The organism is Frigoribacterium sp. CFBP9030 (assembly GCF_034045195.1).
GTDB lineage: Bacteria > Actinomycetota > Actinomycetes > Actinomycetales > Microbacteriaceae > Frigoribacterium.
This window is the reverse complement of the sequence record NZ_JAXCWG010000006.1, coordinates 162,720-182,279: the sequence shown is the minus strand read 5'-3', so window position 1 is coordinate 182,279 and position 19,560 is coordinate 162,720. Positions and strand designations below refer to the sequence as shown.

The window sequence follows — 19,560 nt, the reverse complement described above, 5'->3', positions numbered from 1 at the left end:
GATGATGGTGATCGGGGTGTCGGTGACGGGGTCGCCGGTGTCGTCGGTGATGGTGCCGACGATGTCGACGGTGTCCGGTTCCGGGTCGACGGGTGCCGTCGTGGCCGAGAAGGCGAAGTCGAGGTCGGCACGGTCGCCCGCGACCAGCGAGAAGTCCTGCGTCGTCGCACCCGTCGATCCGTCGGGCGGGGTGATCGTGACGGTGTAGCCGGGTGCCGCGGTCAGGGCGGGGAAGGCGTAGCGCCCGTCGGCGTCGGTCGTCGTCGTCGCGACGACGCGTCCGGTGGCGTCGGCGACCGTCACCGCGCCTCCTTCGTACGGCGTCGTCGTGCCGTCGACGGTGCTCTGCGCGACACCGGATGCGGCGAACGTCTTCGTCGCGAACCAGGTCTGGTAGATCGGTCGCCCCGAGCGCTGCTGGTACGTGATGGTCAGACTCGACAGCGCGACGGTCGGGCTGAACCAGCCGGTGGCGCCCTCGGTGTCCGCGGCTGCGGCGTTGCCGGTCAGGGTCGCGGTGGCCGGATCCCAGCTCGGCACGTCGCCGGTGCCGCCGCCGGCGCACGAGGGGCCGCCGGCGAGTCCGCACGAGTTGTAGACGCCCTGGAACCCCAGGGCGTCGGAACCGACGGGCGCTCCCTCGGCGTCCAGCGCGGTGATCGTCGCCTGGTCGGCGTCGACGTCGCCCAGCACGAACGACCAGCCGGCCGTGGGGGTGGCCGAGGCGAAGGTGTACGTGGTGACCGAGGCGGCCTGCGGGGTGGGGGAGTCGCGCATGGGTCGGAGGTTCAGGTACGTGGTGCCGCGACTGGTGCCGTACTCGAGGCCGGGCGGGGTGTTCGGACCCTGCCAGCCGCTCGCACCGCTCGGGACGGTCGCCGACGAGGCGTTCGTGGTGAAGGACGTCGCGGGGAACCCGCCGTCGAGCGTCATGGTGCCGACCGAGCCGGTGCCGGACGCCAGGCGCTCGACCGTGAAGTCCCCCCAGTCGCCGCCTTGCGCCGCGGAGGCGGTGGTCACCCCTCCGAGCGCCGTCGCGACCGCGACGAGGACGGCGACGCCTGCGGCGGCCATGCGGCGTCCCGTGCCGCGGAGGGGTGATCCCGAGCCGAGGAGGCGCGGTTCGGCTGGTGCGGACTTCTCGCGGCTCAAGGCTGCTCCCGTCGGGAGCGACCCCCGGCCGCCCCAGTCTGCGACGCGTCCTGACACGCGCCGCGAAACCGACGTTAGTTCAATTCCTGCCGGAGCGCGCGCCCCCCGGCCGATGGACGACGACGCGGCACCGTCGACCGCACCCACGAGGGTGAGGCGCACGGTGCCGCTCGTCGTCAGGCGTCGTCCTGGGGTGCTACGAGCGCTTCTTCACCTTCGAGACCGCGTCCTCCGCGTGGCTGGCGACGTCGCGCTTGCCCTTCTTGTCGGCGCGCTTCTCCTTGAGGGAGCGGACCGCCGTCTTCGCGCTGTCCTTCTTCGCTGATTTCTCTGCCATGGTGTCGCCTCCGTACCTGGACCTCGATGGCCCGGTCGCTGGAGCCTAGGCGTGCGGGCGGCCGCGGGGCGCACCGGCAGGCGGGTTGGCAGCTTCGTGACCTCGCCGTGTCGGCGGCTGCCGCTACCGTGGTCCCCGCCCGACCACCCCGCCCGAGCACCCCGCCCGATCCCCGAGAGACCGACATGAGCGACGACCTCACCGCCCCCGCGACCGCGCGTCCGCCCGGTGCGGCCCTCACCCGCAGCGAGCGTCTCGACGACCTCCCCTTCACCTCGAAGCACCGACGCCTGCTGGCGGGCTCCGGCATCGGCTGGGCCCTCGACGCGCTCGACGTCGGGCTGCTCTCGTTCGTCATCGCGCAGCTGGCCGTGGTGTGGAGCGACCAGGCCGGGCAGCTCGCCTGGGTCGCCTCGGCCGGGTTCGCCGGCATGGCGATCGGGGCGGCCGTCGGCGGCTCCCTCGCCGACCGCCTCGGTCGCAAGACGGTCTTCGCCCTGACCCTGCTGCTCTACGGGCTGGCCACCGGCCTGTCGGCGCTGTCGTGGTCGGTCGGCGTGCTGCTCGTGCTGCGCTTCGTCGTCGGGCTCGGTCTGGGCTCCGAGCTGCCCGTCGCCTCGACGCTCGTCAGCGAATTCTCGCCGCGACGCATCCGCGGCAGGGTCGTCGTGCTGCTCGAGGCGTTCTGGGCCGTCGGCTCGATCGGCGCCGCCCTCGTGGGGTACCTGGTCATCCCGACCAGCGACGACGGCTGGCGCTGGGCGCTGCTGATCGGGGCCGCGCCCGCCCTCTACGCGGTCTTCGTGCGGCTCCGCATGCCCGAGTCGGTGCGTTTCCTCGAATCGAAGGGCCGGCATGACGAGGCCGAGCGCACCGTCCGCGGCTTCGAGGAGGCCGCGGGGGTGCCGGCACCAGCCCAGCCGGCCACCGAGCCGCCCGCGGCCGTCAGCAGGCCGACCCGCGCCTCCTTGGCACAGCTCTTCGGGGCGGGCATGGCGCGTCGCACGGTCGCGATCTGGGTCGTCTGGTTCATGACGAACTTCTCGTACTACGGTGCCTTCGTCTGGCTGCCGACCCTGCTCGTCGCCGCCGGGTTCCCGCTCGTGCGGTCGTTCGAGTACGTGCTGATCATCACGCTCGCGCAGCTGCCGGGCTACGCCGTCTCGGCCTGGCTGATCGAGAGGTGGGGGCGCCGAGGCACCCTCGCGTCGTTCCTCCTGGGGTCGGCGGTGGCCGCCGGGTTCTTCGGCTTCGGAGCGGTCAGCGGCAGCGTCGCGCAGATCCTGATCTCGGGCATGCTCCTGTCGTTCTTCAACCTCGGCGCGTGGGGCGCGCTCTACGCCGTGACCCCCGAGCTCTACCCGACGGCCCTGCGCGGCACGGGCGCCGGGTGGGCCGCGGGCGTGGGGCGCATCGCGTCGATCGTCGCGCCGCTCTCGGTGCCGCCCGTGCTCGCCCTCGGGGGTCCGCCCACGCTCTTCGTGCTGTTCGGTGCGGTGTTCGTGGTCGGCGCGCTGGCCGCGACGCAGCTGCCCGAGCTGCGCGGAACCCGGTTGGCCGAATGAGCGCCCGACGGCGGCCCGCCCGGTCGCGGCGGCCGCTCGGGCGTCGCCGCCCGCTGACGCGGCGGAGGGCTCTCGGACTCCTCGTGGTGCTGCTGGCCGGGGTCGTCCTCGTGGCGTTCCCGCGCCTCCTCGGCGACGGGGCGGGCGTCGATCCGGCGGGTGGATCCGCCGGTGGCCCAGGAGGCGCGGGTCGAGAGGCCGTCCCGACCAGCGTCCCGTCCGGTGCGGCCGAGGCCGTCGTCGAGCGCGTGGTCGACGGCGACACCGTGGTCGTCCGGGTGCGGGGCGAGCGTGAGCGGATCCGGCTGATCGGCGTCGACACCCCGGAGACCGTCAAGCCCGACGCGCCCGTCGACTGCTTCGGGCCCGAGGCGAGCGCCGAGACGACCGAGCGGCTGCCCGAGGGGGCCACGATCTGGCTCGAGTCGGACGCCTCGCAGGGCGACGCCGACCGGTACGACCGGCTGCTGCGCTACGTCTGGTCGCCCGACGGCACGATGCTCAACGAGCACCTCATCGCCGACGGCTTCGGACGCGAAGACACCTACGACGACCCGTACCGCTACCGAGACCGGTTCGTGGCGGCCGAGGCCCGTGCCGAACGCGACCGCACCGGGCTCTGGGGCGCCTGCCGCTGACGCGAGTGCGTGCGTGCGTGCTCGTGCGCGTGCCCGCTCGTGCGTGTGCGTGTGCGTGCTCGTGCCCGCTCGCGTGCGTGCCGGTGCTCGCGCGTGCGTTTGGCCCCCCGGGTTCGGCGGGTTCCCGTCATCCGCGGCGGGTCAGCGCTGACCCGCCCCCGATGACACCGACCCGCCGATACCCGGTTCGCCGGCCCGCCGCAGTCCGGGCCACCAGAATCGATCGCCCAGCAGGAAGACCAGGGCGGGCACGAGCACGGTCCGCACGACGAGCGTGTCGAGCAGCACGCCGATGCAGACGATCACGCCCACCTGCGTCAGCGCCACCACGGGCAGCACCCCGAGCACGGCGAAGACGGCCGCGAGCAGGATGCCCGCGCTGGTGATCACGGCCCCCGTCGAGGCGAGGGCGCGCACCATGCCCTCGCGGGTGCCATGCACCAGCGCCTCCTCGCGGGCCCGGGTCGTCAGGAAGATGTTGTAGTCGACCCCGAGCGCCACCAGGAACAGGAACGCGTACAACGTCACGGCGGTGTCGAGCGCCGGGAATCCCAGCACGTTCTGGAACAGCCACGTCGACGCCCCGAGGCTCGCGAAGAACGTCGCCAGCACCGACGCGATCAGCAGCACGGGCGCGACGAGCGAGCGCAGCAGCAGCGCGAGGATGACGAACACGATCGCGAGGATGATCGGCGCGATCAGGTCGATGTCGGCCTGCGCGGCGACCTTCGTGTCGAAGGCGGTCGCGTCGCTGCCGCCGACCAGCGCCTCCGACACGGACCCGTCGCCTGCGCCGGCCCCGTCGCCCGCGCCTGCACCGTCGCCCGCGCCCGCGCCCGCGCCCGCGCCGTCGGCGTCGGCGTACGCCGTCCGCAGCCGGTCGATCGTCGCGAAGGCCTCGTCGCTCTCGGGCTCGGCCGTCAGCTGCAGATCGATGCGGGTCAGCCCGTCCGACGATTCTCCGGTGGTCGCGGACTCGACGCCCGCGGTGTCGGCGGCCAGCGCCGTGGCGGCGTCGGCCGAGTCCGTCGGCACGAGCACGACCGTCTGGCTGGTCAGCCCGGCCGAGAACGACTCGTCGACGATCACCTGCGCCGACACGGACTCGGGGTCGCCGAGCAGCTGGTCGGTCTGCGACAGTCCGACGGCGTAGCCGCCGAGCCCGAGGCAGAGCACGCCGATGCCCGCCACGGCCGACACGGCCACGACGGCCGGACGACGTGAGACGCCGCGACCGAGTCGATCCCAGAAGCCGCGGCGCGGGGCCGCGTGGTGGGTCGCGCCTCCTGCAGTCGTCTGCGGGTGGTCGACGGCCTCCGAGGAGGCGCGGGGCACGAAGGGCCAGAAGAGCCCGCGACCGCAGACCACCAGTGCCGCCGGCAGCGCCACGAGGGCGAAGACGATGGCGATGACGACGCCGACCGCGCAGGCGAAGCCGAGGGCGCGGTTGCCCGACAGCGACGCGAGCAGCAGGGTCAGAAGGCTCAGGGCGACCGTGCCGCCGCTCGCGGCGATCGCGGGCCCGGCGCTCGTGACGGCGGTGCGCATGGCGCGGTGCCGGTCGGGTTCGCGCAGCAGCTCCTCGCGGTAGCGGGCGACGAGCAGCAGGGCGTAGTTCGTGCCGGCACCGAAGACGAGCACCGAGAGGATCCCCGAGATCGACGCGTCGATGGTGATGCCCAGGGGCTCGGCCAGGGCGGCGGCGACACGACCGGCGAGCGCGTCGGCGGCGCCGACGACGGCGAGGGGGACGATCCAGAGCACGGGGCTGCGGTAGGTGACGATCAGCAGCAGGGCGACCACGATCACGGTGACGAGCAGCAGCCGGAAGTCGGCGCCGGCGAACGCGTTCGCGATGTCGTCCTGGAACCCGATCGGACCGGTCAGCGACGCTTCGAGGCCGGCGGGGAGATCGGCGCCGGCCGCGTCGCGGAGCGCCGTCGCCGTACCCGCGACGTCGGCGTCGGCTTCGTCGGCGTCGAGCGGCACGGCGATCAGGGCGGCCGTCCCGTCGTCGCTGATCTGGGGCCGGACGGCCTGCGGGGCGGTCGACAGCTCGGCGAGGGCGGAGGCGCGGGCCGAGATCGCGGCGAGCGCCCGGTCGTCGAGGGTGTCGCCCCCGTCGCTGAAGACGAGGATGCCGACGGTCGTGTCCGAGCTCGGGAACCGGTCGAGCAGGGCGGTCACCTCGGCGGACTGGCTGGAGGCGGGCACGCCCGAAGGAGGCGCGGCGTCGCCCTCGCTCGACGGCAGGAAGGCGAAGAGGAGGGCCACGGCCACCGCGGTGGCGACCAGGACGGCCCAGGCGGTCCGACGGCCGCTGACGAATCGGGCGAGTGTGCGCACGGAGAATCCTTCGGTCACTGAATGTCTTAGCGGCTAAGACTATTGCAGATCACAGGGGCGTGCGCCACAATCGAGACGCAGGAGGTCCGATGCCCGACCCGACCCACCCCACGACGTCCCCCGTGCCCGCCGGGCGGGCAGCGCGCAACGACGCCGCGCAGCCCTTGCCGCCCGACGGGCCCCGCCCGGCCGACCGGCAGGGGCGGCCCGACCGCTCGCCGCTGGCCGACGACATCGTCACCCACATGCAGCGCCTCACGACCGAGTCGCAGAAGGTGGCGCAGGCCTTCGCGACCCAGCACGGTCTCGGGCACATCGACCTCGAGGCGCTGCTGCACGTCATGCAGGCCGAGCGCGGCGGCGACCCCGTCACGGCGGGGCGGCTCGGCGAGCTGCTCGGCGTCACGTCGGGCGCCGCCACCGGGGTCATCGACCGACTCGAACGCGTCGGTCATGTGCAGCGCAGCCGCGACGACGCCGATCGTCGCCGCGTGCTCGTCCGCTACTCCGACCGCGCGCGTGCCGTGGCGGGCGCCTTCTTCGGGCCGCTCGGCGTCATGAGCGACCGCGTCATGTCCGAGTTCGACGAGGGGGAGCTCGAGACGGTCCGCCGGTTCCTCGACGGGATGTCGGGGGCTATGGCCGAGCGTGCGCGCGAGGTGGGCGGCGGGGCGCAGCCGACCCGCGCCTCCTCGGCTGGTGTCGCCGGCAGCGGGTAACGTCGTCCGGGAACTCGGAAGGCAGGTGGCACGTGACCGACCACGTCTCGGCGCTCGACCTCTTCTCGATCGGCATCGGCCCGTCGAGCTCGCACACCGTGGGGCCCATGCGGGCAGCCCGGCAGTTCCTGCTGGCCGTCGAGGCCGACGGGCGTCTGACCGACGTCGCACGGGTCGAGGCCGTGCTCTACGGCTCGCTCGCCGCGACCGGTCTCGGGCACGGCACCCCGTCGGCGGTGCTGGCCGGTCTCGCGGGCATGGACCCCGAGTCGTGCGACCCCGACGTGGTCACCGGCATGCAGGCCTCGGTCGAGCACGGCGGCGGTCTGCGGCTGCTGGGTCGTCACCAGATCGCGTTCGCCCCCAACGACCTCCGCATGGCGCCGCTCACGCGCATGCCCCGTCACCCCAACGCCCTGAGCGTCGAGGCCTTCGACGTCGAAGGCTCGAGCATCGCCCGCGAGGTCTACTTCTCGGTCGGCGGCGGCTTCGTCGTCCGCGACGGCGACGACGAGCACGCGGTGCCGACGGCCGAGGCGCCCTTCGCCTTCGTCGACGCCGACGACCTCCTCCGGCTCTGCGACGCCGAGGGGGCGTCGATCGCCGAGCTGGCCTGGCGCAACGAGGTCGCGCTGCACGGTGCCGAGGCGGCCTCGGCCGGTCTCGACGCGCGGTGGGCCGCGATGCGGGCCTGCGTCGACGCCGGTCTCGAGGCGACGGGGGTGCTCCCGGGCTGGATGAAGGTGCCGCGGCGTGCCCGGCAGTTCGCGTCGATGCTCCGTCAGCACGAAGAGCGGGCGACGAGCTACGCCCTCGGCGGCTCCGCGATCGACCAGGGCCGCGCCTCCTCGCTGCTGGCCTCCGACCTGCCCGCTCAATGGCTGCAGGCCTACGCGATGGCCGTGAACGAAGAGAACGCCGGCGGCGGGCGCGTCGTCACGGCGCCGACCAACGGGGCGGCCGGCATCATCCCGGCGGTGGCGTACTACGCGATGCGGTTCCACGGGGCGACCGACCACGAGCTGGCGCGCACCTACCTGCTGACCGCGGCCGCGATCGGGTCGCTCTACAAGCGCAACGCCTCGATCTCGGGCGCCGAGGCCGGCTGCCAGGGCGAGGTCGGGTCGGCGTCGTCAATGGCTGCCGGTGCGTTGACGGCGCTGCTCGGCGGCACCCCGCGCCAGATCGAGAACGCCGCCGAGATCGCGATGGAGCATCACCTCGGCCTCACCTGCGACCCCGTCGGCGGGTTCGTGCAGGTGCCGTGCATCGAGCGCAACGCGATCGCCGCCGGCACGGCCGTGGCGGCGACCCGCATGGCGCTGCTCGGCGACGGCAGTCACGTCGTCAGCCTCGACACCGTGATCGAGACGATGCGCCAGACCGGTCGCGACATGAAAGACAGCTACAAGGAGACGAGCCGGGCGGGTCTCGCGGTCAACGTCATCGAGTGCTGAGTTCGTGCTGAGTCGCGTCCCGCACGCCGGCATTCAGTGCCGAGTTCGTGCTGAGTCGCGTCCCGCACGCCCATGAACCGCGTTCGCGAAGATGAACCGCGATATATCCCGGTTCATCGTCGCGAACGCGGTTCTTCGTCACCGGTCGCCGGGCCGAGTCGACCCACGCCGAGCCGTCCAGCCGAGGAGGCGCGGGTGATGTCGGCGGCCGCCGCTAGCCTCGTCGCATGACACCGCCTCGCCGCTCCGCCGCCCGTTCCGTCGCGTCGGTCGAGCACGGCACCGACGCCCCGCGCCTCGACCCGGTCGACCCGCGGGGCCTCGTCGACGTCGGCTCGGACGGCACTGGCACTGGCACTGGCACCGGCACCGGCACCGACCACACTGGCACCGACCACCCCAGCACCGATCTGCCCGGGCCGCACGACTCGCGCGAGCTCGAGCGTTACGTCGGCGCCGACCTGACCGACCGAGACCTCGAGGGCACGTGGTTCAGCGAGTGCGTCTTCGAGTCGCCCCGCCTCGGTGCGGCCCGGCTGCGCGGGGCGCGCTTCGTCGAGTCGGTGCTCAGCGACTCCTTCGCCCCCGAGCTCGCGGCGTCGCGCAGCACCTGGCACGACGTGCGGGTCGAGCGACCGCGATGGGGGTCGGCCGAGCTGTTCGACGCCGACCTGCGGTCGGTCCGCATCGTCGGCGGCAAGATCGACTACCTCAATCTGCGCGGCGCGCGCCTGACCGACGTCGTCATCGAGGGGTGCAGCATCGGCGAACTCGACCTCGGCGGGGTCACGGCGCTGCGGGTCGCGCTCGTCGACTGCCGGGTCGGCACGCTCGATGTGACCCGCGCCTCCTTGGCTCATACCGACCTGCGCACGACGTCGTTCTCGCGTATCGACGGTCTCGCCGGTCTCAGCGGCGCCACGATCGACGACGATCAGCTGTCGATGCTCGCCCCCGTCCTCGCCGCGCATCTGGGGCTCGTCGTCGACTGACCGAGGGTGGCCCGCCGCGCGGTGCTACGCCCACGTCGAACAGCCGGGATCGCCGGGGCCCCCGGTGCTATCGTGCAGTCAGAGCAACGCGCTCCGGGGTCAGTGCAAATCTGAACCGGCGGTCACAGTCCGCGACCCGAGGCACCTCCTCACCGAGGCGCCGAGGTTGAACCGGTGGAATCCCGGTACCGACGGTCATAGTCCGGATGAGAGGCAGCGCGGGCCCGACCACTCGTCAGCGAGCGGTGGGCCGTTGCGACCCTGCGTCGCGTCCCCGGAGTTCACCACGACCGGAGGACGACATGACACGCACCACCGCAACCACCGCGCGATGCGCCGCGACGGCGTTCGACGGACCCGTGGGGGCTCAGCCCCTCGCCGGGTCCGCCGCGATCGTGCGCGGGGCGGTGCGCTGACGTGTTCACCGGTCTGGTCGAAGAGCTCGGCAGCGTCGTCCGCATCGACGATCAGGGCGACAGCGTGCGGTTGACCGTGCGCGGCCCGCTCGCGGTCGCCGATGCCGACCACGGCGACAGCATCTCGGTCAGCGGGGTGTGCCTCACCGTCGTCGAGCACGACGACGAGACGTTCACCGCCGACGTCATGCGGCAGACCCTCGTCATGAGCACCATCGGGTCGTTCGGCCCCGGCGACGCGGTCAACCTCGAGCGGGCGGCACGGGTCGGCGACCGCCTCGGCGGGCACATCGTGCAGGGCCACATCGACGGCACCGCGCGGGTCGTCGAGATCGAAGACGGCGAGGCCTGGCGTCGCGTGCGCTTCGACCTCGCCGACGATCTCGCACCGCTCCTGGTCGACAAGGGGTCCGTCACGCTCGACGGGGTCAGCCTCACGGTCAGCGCCATCAGCGAGCCGGGGGCCCCGAGCGGGTGGTTCGAGGTCAGCCTCATCCCCGAGACGCTCGCCGTGACGACGCTCGGCGCCAAGACCGTCGGCGACGCCGTCAACGTCGAGACCGACGTGCTGGCCCGGCACGTCCGCCGCATGCTCCGGCTCGACGCGCTCGCAGCGCCGGTCACGCCGGTCACGCCTCCCGCACCTTCCGAGTCCGCCGCACCCGCCGCACCCGCTCCTGCCGCGTCCGCCGCGCCCGACCACCTCACCGCTACCGACCCGACCGCCGGCGAGGAGCGACCGTGACCGGGCTGCCGACCGCGACGACCGAGGAGGCGCGGGTCGGCTCGACCACACCCCTCGCGTCGATCGAGACCGCGCTCGAGCACCTGCGGCGCGGCCGACCCGTCATCGTGGTCGACGACGAGTCGCGTGAGAACGAGGGCGACGTCGTCCTCTCGGCCGAGCTCGCCTCGCAGGAGTGGCTGGCCTGGACGGTGCGCGTCTCGTCGGGCTTCGTCTGCGCCCCGATGACGAACGCCGAGGCCGACCGGCTCGACCTGCCCCCGATGGTCGCCCGCAACGAGGACGACCGCGGCACGGCCTACACGGTCAGCGTCGACGCGGCGACCGGCGTGACCACCGGGATCAGCGCCTCCGACCGGGCCACGACCCTGCGCGTCCTCGCGTCGGCGTCGAGCGTGCGCGACGACCTGCACCGCCCCGGTCACGTCATCCCGCTGCGGGCACGCGACGGGGGAGTCCGCGAGCGCGACGGCCACACCGAGGCCTCGGTCGATCTGATGAAGGCGGCGGGGCTGCGCCCGGTGGCCGCCATCAGCGAGATCGTGGCCGACGACGGCGAGATGATGCGCCTCCCCGGCCTGCTCGAGCTCGGAACCCGCGAGGGCGTCCCCGTCATCACCATCGCCGAGCTGATCCGGTGGCTCGGCGACCGCGACCTCTCGGCTCCCGACTCGACCGACACCACCGACATCACCGGCACCACCGACACTCTCACCGAAGGAGACCGCGCATGAGCGGCGAAGGCTCACCCACCGAACTCGAGGTCGACGGGACGGGCGTGCGCGTCACGATCGTCGCCGGCACCTGGCACCAGACGATCAGCGACGGCCTGCTGGCCGGGGCGCTCGCCGCGGCCGAGCGACTGGGCGCCACGGCCACCGTGCTGCGAGTGCCGGGCAGCTTCGAGCTGCCGGTCGTCGCGAAGGCGGCCCTCGAGTCCGGGGCCGACGCGGTCGTGGCGCTCGGCGTCATCATCCGCGGGGGCACGCCGCACTTCGAGTACGTGTCGGACGCCGCGACCTCCGGGCTCCTGCGGGTCAGCCTGGACACGGGCAAGCCCGTCGGCTTCGGGGTGCTCACTCTCGACGACGAGCAGCAGGGGCTCGATCGCGCCGGTCTGCCCGGCTCGAAGGAGGACAAGGGCGCCGAGGCCACCCACGCCGCCATCGCCACCGCCGTGCAGCTGCGAGCCCTGGCCTCGCCCCGGCCCTGACGGCCGAGGGCTGGGCCCCGGGCCCTGACCCCCGAGGGTCAGGCCCCGAGGGTCAGACCCACGAGGGCCACGCCCTCGTGGACTAGGCGAGCACCTCGTCGAAGAAGGCGCGCATCTGCGCCCACGAGCGTCGATCGGCCACGGCCTGGTACTGCGCCCCGTGCTCGGGCGAGTCGACCTCGGGCACGGCGAACGCGTGCATGGCGCCGCTGTAGGTCACGATCTGCCAGTCGGGTGCGCCCGCGTTCCGCAGCTCGTCCTCGAACGCGACGACGGCCTCGTCGGGGACGACCGGGTCGGCCGAGCCCGTCATCACGAGGATCGGCGCGTTGACCGCACCGGGCAGCGCGGGTGCACCGGTCGACAGGCCGCCGTGGAACGCCGCGACCCCGGCCACGGGCGCCCCGGCCCGGGCGAGTTCGAGCGCCGCCGATCCGCCGAAGCAGTAGCCCATCACGGCGATGCGCTCGGGGTCCACACCGGGCTCTGCGCGCAGTCGTTCGAGGCTGGCGAGGAGGCGTGCGCGGAGGGCCGGCACGTCGCCGTACCAGCGGCCCGCCTCGGCGGCGGCGCCGTCGGGCCCGGGGCGGACGCCCTGGCCGTAGACGTCTCCGGCGAGGGCGACGTAGCCGAGCCGCGCGAGCATCTGCGCGCGCACCTTGACGTGGTCGACGACACCGAACCAGTCGTGCAGCACGAGCACTGCGGGGCGCAGCTCCGACTCCGAGGAGGCGCGGGGCGGCGTCGCGAGGAACCCTTCGAGATCGGTCGCTCCGTCCCGGTACACGACGTCGCCCGATTCGACGCCTCCCGGGTCGGGCACCGTCGCAAGCAGTCGTTCGAGATCAGGGGAGAGGGGGGTCAGGGGTGCTTCGCTGTCGGTCACGCCGTCACGGTACTCCGGCCCGCTCGACCGTCGCCGCGCCTCCTCGGCACACAGCCGGCTGAACCCCGACGCGCCCGCCCGGTTCCTCCTCGGCACGGCAGCGGCAGCGGCTCGCAGGGGCCGCGCGTCGCGTCAGCCGACGAGCCGGGTGACCGCCTGCCGCACGACCTCGCAGCGGCGTTCGTGCGGCCCGGTGTGCAGATTCGACGCGTCGGGGGTGACGAACCAGGCGAGCACGAGGCCGAAGACCATCGTCAGCAGCTCGTCGGCATCCCACTCGGAGGGGATCGCGCCGGCCTGCTGAGCCTCACGCACCGCCCGTCGACGGTCTTCGAGCTGATCGTGGTCGACGACGCCAGGGCTGGGCAGCGACACCCCCTCGATCTGCCCCCAGAGCAGCAGGCGGGCGTCGTCGGGGTGGGTGGCGAGGTGGTCGTAGAGGCGGGAGGCCCAGCGGGGCAGATCGTGGGCGTCGAAGGGGATGGCGGCGAGCCAGCGATCGATGCTCTCGCCGAGTGTCGCGTCGAACAGCTCGCGCTTGGTGGCGAAGTGCGCGTAGAGCCGTTCTTTGCTCGCCTCGGCCTCGCGGGCGATGGTGTCTATGCGGGCCCCGGCGAGACCTCGGGCGGCGAACTCCGACCGCGCGGCCTCGAGCAGGCGCTCTCGCGGAGGTGTGGGGCGACGGGGCATCCCCAGATCATATGGCCGTCGGCGGTGCCCTGTGCACGACCCGGAGCGGCCGAGGAGGCGCGGTGTCAGCGGCCGCCGCCGGTCGCGTCGGCCGAGCGGGCCATCGGCACGTGCGGGATCTCGTCTTCGATGAACTCGGCGCCGTCGAGCACGAACCCGAACCGCGCGTACCAGTCGGCGAGGTGCGCCTGGGCGTCGAGCCGCACGAGTCGCCCCGCGCACCGGTCGAGCGCCAGGCCCATCAGCTGGGCGGCCAGCCCGCGACCTCGCGCCGTCGCAGCGGTGGCGACCCGCCCGATGCGACGGTCGTCGCCGTCGTGCAGCAGGCGCAGGGTGGCCGCCACCCGGCCGTCGACCTCGGCCCAGAGCATCGTGGCGTCGGGCTCGAGGTCGCGCCCGTCGAGCTCGGGGTAGGCGCACCGCTGTTCGACGACGAAGACGTCGACGCGCAGCTTCAGCAGCTCGTAGAGGGTGACGGGCGGCATGTCGGCGAGGGGCGCGGTGTGGAGGGTGACGTTCACGGGATCAGGGTATCGGCGGCCCCCGACACCGCGAGCGCGACGTCCTCTTCTCCCGGTGACACGCCTCCTGTACCCCCGCCTCGTACCCCGATCCCCTGGGCGCGTGTGTCGTTCCGGCGGCGGATGGTGCCAGCGGGTGAAGCTGACGGGGGTAGACGGGTGATTCTCCCCCCTGGGCCTCACGTCCCGGCCCGTGGCGTGATGGTGTTGTACGTCGTCCGGACCGACCCACCCGGCCCGACCGATCAGACCCGACCCGACCCGACCCATCCGACTCCGACCGACCGACCCCCGCGCGAACGCGATCGCGCCCCGTGGAAGACGCATGTCCCCCGACCACTCCGACCCCCTCACCCCGTCCGACCCGGTGGCGCCGTCCGACCCGGCCGCCCCCGCCGTCGACCCGACCGATCCGATCGATGTCCTCGACGCGGGCGATCTGGCGAGATCCGCTGGTGAGCCGCGCACGAGGGTGGTGGTCTTCGGCGACGTGCTCGACGACGTCATCGTCACCGCCGCGACGCCGGCGGCGAAGGGCACGGACACGGAGGCGCTGATCCGGCACCGGGCGGGTGGCGCCGCGGCGAACACGGCGGCGTGGCTCGGTTCGCTCGGCGGCGAGGTCGACTTCGTCGGGAGGGTCGGGGTCTCCGACCGGCACCGGCACGCGCAGCTGCTGGCGGACGCCGGCGTGCTGCCCCGGCTGAGCTACGACGCCCACGACCCGACCGGCACGGTCGTCATCACCGTGGAGGGCGAGGTGTCGTCCATGTTCACCGATCGGGGGGCGAGCGCCGCACTCGATCCCGACGACGTCCCCGACGAACTGCTCGAGTCCGCGGCCGTGCTGCACGTCACCGGCTACTCGGTGGTGCACTCGCGCACTCCCGTGCCGCTCCGCCGCCTCATGACCAGAGCGCGCGAGGCGGGCGTGGCGGTCTCCGTCGACCCGGGCAGCAGCGGTTTCATCGGCCGGTTCGGCGTCGCGGCGTTCCTCGACGCCATCGAAGGAGCCGACCTGTTCTTCGCGAGCCCGGCCGAGGGTCGGCTGCTGACCGGTCTCGACGACGAGCACGGGATCGCCACGGCCCTCGCCGAGCGCTTCGGCGTGGTCTGCCTCGTGCAGGACGACGGAGGCGCGGTGCTGGCCCGACACGGACGCTCGGTCGTCGACGTGCCCTCGGTGACGACCCGCGTGGTCGACCCCGTGGGAGTGGGCGACGCGTTCGCCGCCGGGTTCATCGACTCGTGGCGGACGACTCGCAAGCCGGGCGTCGCAGCCCGTCGGGGCGCCCGCGCCGCGGCCCGGGCCTTCGCCGTCGCCGGAGGCCGCCCGCCCGCCTGACGCCGACGGCGTCGGTGCGCGGCCCCCCCCGGGCGTCGGTGCGCGGCTCGGCCCCGGCGTCGGTGCGCGGCCCCGCCCGGCCTCAGTGCGCCGTCTCGGCCCGGACGGTGAGGGTCTGCACCCGGGGCGGGGCCTCGGGCGTGAGACGGATCTCGAAGCGCAGCAGACCCCGTGACCCGGCCCGTCGCCAGACCAGGTGCGAGGGCGCCTTCGACTCGTCGTCGGGAAGGGGCTCCGCCGAGGTCGGCGCGAGGCCGCCGACCGACTCGACGGCCTCGCCCCAGGTGCGTCGGCGTCGATCGAGGGGTATGTCGAGCTCGATGTTCTCGGCGAGCCAGTCGCCCGGTTCGCCGCCGCCGAGCACCAGCTCCTCGACCGCGTCGCGGGCGGCGAGGGTCTCGGGCCACGGCCGCACGCGGTTGCCGACCCCGGTGCCCTGCGCGGCCGTCTCGGCGAGCAGGCCGTCGAGCGCGAGCGTGATCGGCACCGACACCTGGGCGTAGGTCGCGTTCTCGAATCCGACGGCGCCGACGCCGGTGGCGGGGTGCCAGCGCATGTGCGCGGAGAAGCCGGGGTAGCCGCCGGAGTGCGAGACGATCGTGCCGTGGTCGGGGTGCTGCTCGACGAAGAGGCCGAGGCCGTAGCCGCCCGGGTGCGCGCCCAGCCCCGGGACGAAGCGCTGCAGCTGCTGCATCTCGCGTCGGGAGGCGCGCGACAGGATGCCGTCGAGGTCGCCCTCGCCGTCGGGATCGAACGCCGAGCCGAGCCAGCGGGCCCAACGAGCGAGATCGTCGGTGGTGCTGAACAGACCGCCGATCGGCGAGAAGGCGCCGGGACCCGAGAACGGCAGGGGCTCCCAGTCGTCGCCGACGCGTCGGTGTCCGATCGCCAGACCGCCGGCGGCGGGCACGTCGGTCGTGAAGCCGGTGGAGTCGAGACCGAGCGGCGCCAGGACGTCGTGTTCGACGACCTCGCGGTACGGGCGACCCGAGGCCTCGGCGACGACGCGGCCCAGCAGGGCGTATCCGAGGTTCGAGTAGGCGAACGCGGTGCCGGGGACGCTGTCGAAGCTCAGCCCGCGACGCAGCAGCGCGTCGAGGCCCTCGTCGGTCAGCGACTCCTGTCGGTCGCCCCACGGGTCGTCGGTCGGGAACCCGGCCGACATCGTCGCGAGCATCCTCAGCGTGGGCACGGGCGAGTCGGCGGTCGGCAGGGCGACGTCGGCGAAGGCCGGCACCCAGTCGGTCACGGGTGCGTCGAGGTCGAGGGCCCCGGTGTCGCGGAGCGCCAGCAGCACCGTCGCCGTGAAGCTCTTCGTGCACGAGGCGATGCGGTACGCGGTGTCCGGCCCGGGCGCGGCACCGTCTGCGCCATCACCGCCGAGCGTCCCGGAGGCGCCCCGGTGGGTCACCCCGTGCCGGTCGAAGGTCGCCCAGACCGCGCTCGGCGCCTTCCGCTCCGCCCGCCGGGCGGCGAACACCGCATCGATCCCGGAGGTGCGGGTCGGCTCGGTCACGACTGCTCACCCTCGGACGACGTGCGACGCATCGTCTCGTACGCGTCCAGAGCGGCACGTCGTGAGGCCTTGAGATCGACGAGCGGCTCGGGGTAGTCGTCGTCGTCGATCTCGGGCACCCACTGCCGGATGTAGTCGCGGTGCTTGTCGAACTTCGTCGCCTGCAGCTCGGGGTTGAACACCCGGAAGTACGGTGCCGCATCGGCGCCCGAACCGGCGGTCCACTGCCAGTTGGCGGGGTTGTTGGCCTCGTCCGCGTCGACGAGAGTGTCCCAGAACCAGGCCTCGCCGACGCGCCAGTCGACGAGCATGTTCTTGATCAGGAAGCTCGCGGTGACCATGCGCACCCGGTTGTGCATCCAGCCGGTCGTCCAGAGCTGGCGCATGCCGGCGTCGACCAGGGGGATGCCCGTGCGGCCCTGACGCCAGGAGTCGATCTCGCTCTCGGGCACGTCGGCCCACGGGAAGCGCTCGAACTCGGGTCGGTAGCTGACCGTCGCCAGATCGGGCGAGGTGAACAGGATCGTGTGGTTGAACTCGCGCCAGACGACCTCGCGGAGGAACGACTGGGCACGCTCGCGCGATGCGTCGGGCAGCGCCCCGCGCATCCGGTGCCAGATCTGGAACGGGCTGATCTCGCCGAACCGGAGGCGCGGCGACAGTCGACTCGTCGCCTCCTGCGCCGGGAAGTCGCGGTCCCCGTAGTCGGCCAGCGCGCCGGTCGCGAACGCCTCGAGCGTGTCGTGGGCTGCGGCCTCGCCAGGGGTCCAGGTGTCTCGGAGACCCGCGGCCCAGTCGGGTCGGGTCGGGAGGAGGCCCCAGTCGTCGAGCCGATCGCTCGCGACGTCGGCGGGCGAGGTCAGGGCGTCGGGCTCGTCGAGGGGGTGACGCGGCTCGGGTCGGTCGAGGCAGGCGCGGTAGAACGGCGTGAAGACCTTGAAGGGCTGCCCCTGCCCGGTCTGGATCGTCCAGGGCTCGAAGAGGAGGTTGGCCTGGAAGCTGTCGGCGACGAGACCGCGGTCGCGCAGCGAGGTCTTCAGCCCGGCGTCGGCGTCGCGCGCAGCCTTGCCGTAGCGGCGGTTCCAGTAGACGGCCCCGGCCGACACGTCGTCCACCAGGCGCGGGATCTCGATCGCCGCGGCGCCCCGACGGAGGGTCAGACTCGAGCCCTTGGCCCGCAGATCCGCGTCGAGGGCGGTGAGGCTGTGGTGCAGCCACCATCGTGAGGCGCCGCCGAGGGGTCGGATGCCCTCGGTGTCGTCGTCGAGCAGGTAGAGCACCACCACGGGCTCGCCCCGGTCGACGGCGGCGTTCAGCGCCGGGTTGTCGGCGAGGCGGAGGTCGTCGCGCAGCCAGACGATCGAAGGGGTGCTCATGCGGGGTGCTCCTGATCGGCGCGGGTGGCCGAGCCGTCGCCGAGTCGGAGCCTCGTGCACAGGTCGGTGAGGGTGACGAGCTCGTCGTGGTCGAGGCTGCCGCCGACGCGGCGACGGATGGTCGCGGCGTGGCTGATCGCCGTGCGCCGGTAGAGCTCGTAGCCGGAGTCGGTGAGGGCGACGATGATGCCGCGAGCGTCGCCCGGGTCGCTGAGCTTCTCGACGATGCCCCGGGCGGTGAGCCGGTCGACCAGTCGACTGATGCTCGGCTGGGTGAGCAGGAGGTGCCGGGTCAGATCGCGGATGCGGGCGCGCCGCTCGGGCTGACTCGACAGGTTGAACAGCACGTCGTACTCGTTGAACGAGATCTCCTGCGTCGGGAAGCAGTCGGTGAGTTCGCGCATCACGCTCACCTGCGCCCGGAAGAGCGCCTCCCAGGCGCCGACGGCCACGGATGTCTCGCTCATCTCTACCTCGCGTTCGTTTCCGTCGAGTCTACGAAAGCGCGGGGGTGTCCGTCCGCCACCGACGGTGCACGACAGAGGGCCGGTCGCCCAGTGGCGACCGGCCCTCATCCCTTGCACCGAGAGTGTCCTGCGATCTCATTCCACCTCGGCCGCCACAGCAAACGGCCTCGGTTCGATCAACCTATAACGAATCGGTAACGGCGGTCTAGCCCTGAAGCCAAGGATCAGCTGGGAACACGACCCGTCGCCGGTCGACCGGGCACGAGGCGCCGCCGGGTCGACTCAGAAGACGTCGGGCGACGGTGTCGAGGCGTGGCGGATCGACACGTCGGCGTGGCGGTCGAAGCGGTAGCCGGCCCCGCGGACGGTGCGGACGATGTCCTCGAAGGCGCCGAGCTTCGAGCGGAGGCGGCGGACGTGCACGTCGATGGTGCGCTCGTTCGGCACCTCGTCGTCGCCGTCGGCCCAGAGGCTCGAGATCAGCTCGGCGCGCTCGATGGTGCGGCCCTCGCGCAGCACGAGGTACTGCAGCAGCTCGAACTCCTTGTAGGTCAGCGGTGCGACGTCGCCGTCGAGCAGCAGGCGCTTGCGCGAGATGTCGACGACCACGCCGCCGCGGGCACCGGGCTCGTCGTCCTCCTCGACCTCCTGACGACGTGCGGCGAGCGCCGACGGGTCGTGCAGCGCCAGGCGCACGACGTCGACGTCGCGTCCGCCCGATCCGGTCGGTGCGAGGGCGACCGCGGCGTGGGTCTCGGCCGAGGGGGCGATCGAGGCCACGAGCGCCTTCAGCTGCGAGACGATGTCGCCGAGGTCGGTGCCGTCCGCGGCGGCCTTCAGCTCGTCGATGCCGACGTAGAGCACGAAGCCGCGTGCCTCCTGGCCCTCGGGCAGTGCCCGTGCTCGCCGCGCAGCGGGAGGTGCGACGGCCGCCGGGGCCGTCGCCTCGACGGAGTCGTCCACCGGCGGGACGGCGTTCAGGTGCCGGGCGGGGGCGATGGTGCGGGCGGAGGGGGCGGCGACGGGGCGGTCGAGGGTGAGGGACATGGGTACGCGGATCCTTGCGTGCGGGTGAGCGGTACCTCGGCGACGGTGACGCCATCGTTCGTCGCGGGTATCGCTCGGTTCGTGTCGGTGTCCGCTGCCGGTCAGGCGGTCGGCGGACGGTCGATGTCGTGA

The 19,560-nt window shown here is 73.3% G+C and carries 18 protein-coding genes, 1 pseudogene and 1 riboswitch; of the genes and pseudogenes, 9 read left to right on the top strand and 10 right to left on the bottom strand.

From position 1 onward, the window contains the following. A partial coding sequence (locus tag SOM13_RS09225) for a carboxypeptidase-like regulatory domain-containing protein (protein ID WP_320479505.1) occupies positions 1–1,152 on the bottom strand: 1,152 nt, incomplete at its 3' end. 196 nt (positions 1,153–1,348) lie between these two features. Next, positions 1,349–1,489, bottom strand: coding sequence for a hypothetical protein (locus SOM13_RS09220; protein ID WP_192058878.1), 141 nt, complete (start codon positions 1,487–1,489; stop codon positions 1,349–1,351). Positions 1,490–1,674: 185 nt separating this feature from the next. Here SOM13_RS09220 and SOM13_RS09215 point away from each other — a divergent pair, with 185 nt between their 5' ends. Beyond that, the gene (locus SOM13_RS09215) at positions 1,675–3,054 is read left to right on the top strand and encodes an MFS transporter (RefSeq protein ID WP_243215702.1); all 1,380 of its coding nucleotides are present in this window, start codon (positions 1,675–1,677) and stop codon (positions 3,052–3,054) included. Further along, a complete protein-coding gene (locus SOM13_RS09210; RefSeq protein WP_192058874.1) occupies positions 3,051–3,692 on the top strand; it encodes a thermonuclease family protein in 642 nt (213 codons plus the stop codon). The genes SOM13_RS09215 and SOM13_RS09210 overlap by 4 nt, the downstream gene beginning before the upstream one ends. 141 nt (positions 3,693–3,833) lie before the next feature. On the opposite strand, the gene SOM13_RS09205 is transcribed toward SOM13_RS09210, so the two are convergent. After that, positions 3,834–6,038: an MMPL family transporter gene (locus SOM13_RS09205; protein WP_320479504.1), complete on the bottom strand. Its 2,205-nt coding sequence runs from the start codon at positions 6,036–6,038 to the stop codon at positions 3,834–3,836. A gap of 89 nt (positions 6,039–6,127) precedes the next feature. Here SOM13_RS09205 and SOM13_RS09200 point away from each other — a divergent pair, with 89 nt between their 5' ends. The 6 genes and pseudogenes from SOM13_RS09200 (at position 6,128) to ribH (ending at position 11,580) form a co-directional block, all read left to right on the top strand. Beyond that, entirely contained in the window at positions 6,128–6,757 is a 630-nt protein-coding gene (locus SOM13_RS09200; protein ID WP_320479503.1) for a MarR family winged helix-turn-helix transcriptional regulator, read from the top strand. Positions 6,758–6,789: 32 nt separating this feature from the next. After that, positions 6,790–8,214 carry an L-serine ammonia-lyase gene (locus SOM13_RS09195; RefSeq protein ID WP_192058867.1) on the top strand — a complete coding sequence of 475 codons (1,425 nt, stop codon included), beginning with the start codon at positions 6,790–6,792 and terminating at the stop codon, positions 8,212–8,214. Between the two features lie 227 nt (positions 8,215–8,441). Beyond that, positions 8,442–9,206, top strand: coding sequence for a pentapeptide repeat-containing protein (locus tag SOM13_RS09190; RefSeq protein ID WP_320479502.1), 765 nt, complete (start codon positions 8,442–8,444; stop codon positions 9,204–9,206). Positions 9,207–9,291: 85 nt separating this feature from the next. Beyond that, positions 9,292–9,429, top strand: a riboswitch (FMN riboswitch). A gap of 194 nt (positions 9,430–9,623) precedes the next feature. Further along, complete coding sequence (locus SOM13_RS09185) at positions 9,624–10,367, top strand: riboflavin synthase (protein ID WP_192058864.1); 744 nt, start codon at positions 9,624–9,626, stop codon at positions 10,365–10,367. Next, a pseudogene (gene ribB / locus SOM13_RS09180) lies at positions 10,364–11,023 on the top strand (3,4-dihydroxy-2-butanone-4-phosphate synthase); the annotation flags it as partial. The gene SOM13_RS09185 and the pseudogene ribB, both read left to right, overlap by 4 nt. Positions 11,024–11,097: 74 nt before the next feature. Further along, on the top strand, positions 11,098–11,580 hold the full coding sequence (gene ribH, locus SOM13_RS09175; RefSeq protein WP_243216035.1) for a 6,7-dimethyl-8-ribityllumazine synthase: 483 nt from the start codon (positions 11,098–11,100) through the stop codon (positions 11,578–11,580). Between the two features lie 82 nt (positions 11,581–11,662). Here the strand turns inward: ribH and SOM13_RS09170 are convergent, their stop codons facing one another. From SOM13_RS09170 to SOM13_RS09160, 3 genes are all read right to left on the bottom strand, one after another. Continuing rightward, positions 11,663–12,466 carry a dienelactone hydrolase family protein gene (locus SOM13_RS09170; RefSeq protein ID WP_320479501.1) on the bottom strand — a complete coding sequence of 268 codons (804 nt, stop codon included), beginning with the start codon at positions 12,464–12,466 and terminating at the stop codon, positions 11,663–11,665. Positions 12,467–12,598: 132 nt separating this feature from the next. Beyond that, positions 12,599–13,156: a TetR family transcriptional regulator gene (locus SOM13_RS09165; RefSeq protein WP_192058858.1), complete on the bottom strand. Its 558-nt coding sequence runs from the start codon at positions 13,154–13,156 to the stop codon at positions 12,599–12,601. A 65-nt stretch (positions 13,157–13,221) separates the two neighbouring features. Further along, positions 13,222–13,677, bottom strand: coding sequence for a GNAT family N-acetyltransferase (locus SOM13_RS09160; protein WP_320477812.1), 456 nt, complete (start codon positions 13,675–13,677; stop codon positions 13,222–13,224). A gap of 325 nt (positions 13,678–14,002) precedes the next feature. Here SOM13_RS09160 and SOM13_RS09155 point away from each other — a divergent pair, with 325 nt between their 5' ends. Continuing rightward, the gene (locus tag SOM13_RS09155) at positions 14,003–15,022 is read left to right on the top strand and encodes a carbohydrate kinase family protein (protein ID WP_320479500.1); all 1,020 of its coding nucleotides are present in this window, start codon (positions 14,003–14,005) and stop codon (positions 15,020–15,022) included. Between the two features lie 82 nt (positions 15,023–15,104). Here SOM13_RS09155 and SOM13_RS09150 read toward each other — a convergent pair whose 3' ends face one another. The 4 genes from SOM13_RS09150 to SOM13_RS09135 form a co-directional block, all read right to left on the bottom strand. Further along, positions 15,105–16,538, bottom strand: coding sequence for a serine hydrolase domain-containing protein (locus SOM13_RS09150; RefSeq protein ID WP_320479499.1), 1,434 nt, complete (start codon positions 16,536–16,538; stop codon positions 15,105–15,107). Beyond that, complete coding sequence (locus SOM13_RS09145; RefSeq protein WP_320479498.1) at positions 16,535–17,914, bottom strand: deoxyribodipyrimidine photo-lyase; 1,380 nt, start codon at positions 17,912–17,914, stop codon at positions 16,535–16,537. Before SOM13_RS09145 ends, SOM13_RS09150 begins: the two co-directional genes overlap by 4 nt. After that, positions 17,911–18,381, bottom strand: a complete 471-nt coding sequence (locus SOM13_RS09140; protein ID WP_192058851.1) for a MarR family winged helix-turn-helix transcriptional regulator — start codon at positions 18,379–18,381, stop codon at positions 17,911–17,913. The genes SOM13_RS09145 and SOM13_RS09140 overlap by 4 nt, the downstream gene beginning before the upstream one ends. Before the next feature lie 282 nt (positions 18,382–18,663). After that, positions 18,664–19,428: a winged helix-turn-helix domain-containing protein gene (locus tag SOM13_RS09135; protein WP_192058848.1), complete on the bottom strand. Its 765-nt coding sequence runs from the start codon at positions 19,426–19,428 to the stop codon at positions 18,664–18,666. Positions 19,429–19,560 lie beyond the last annotated feature (132 nt).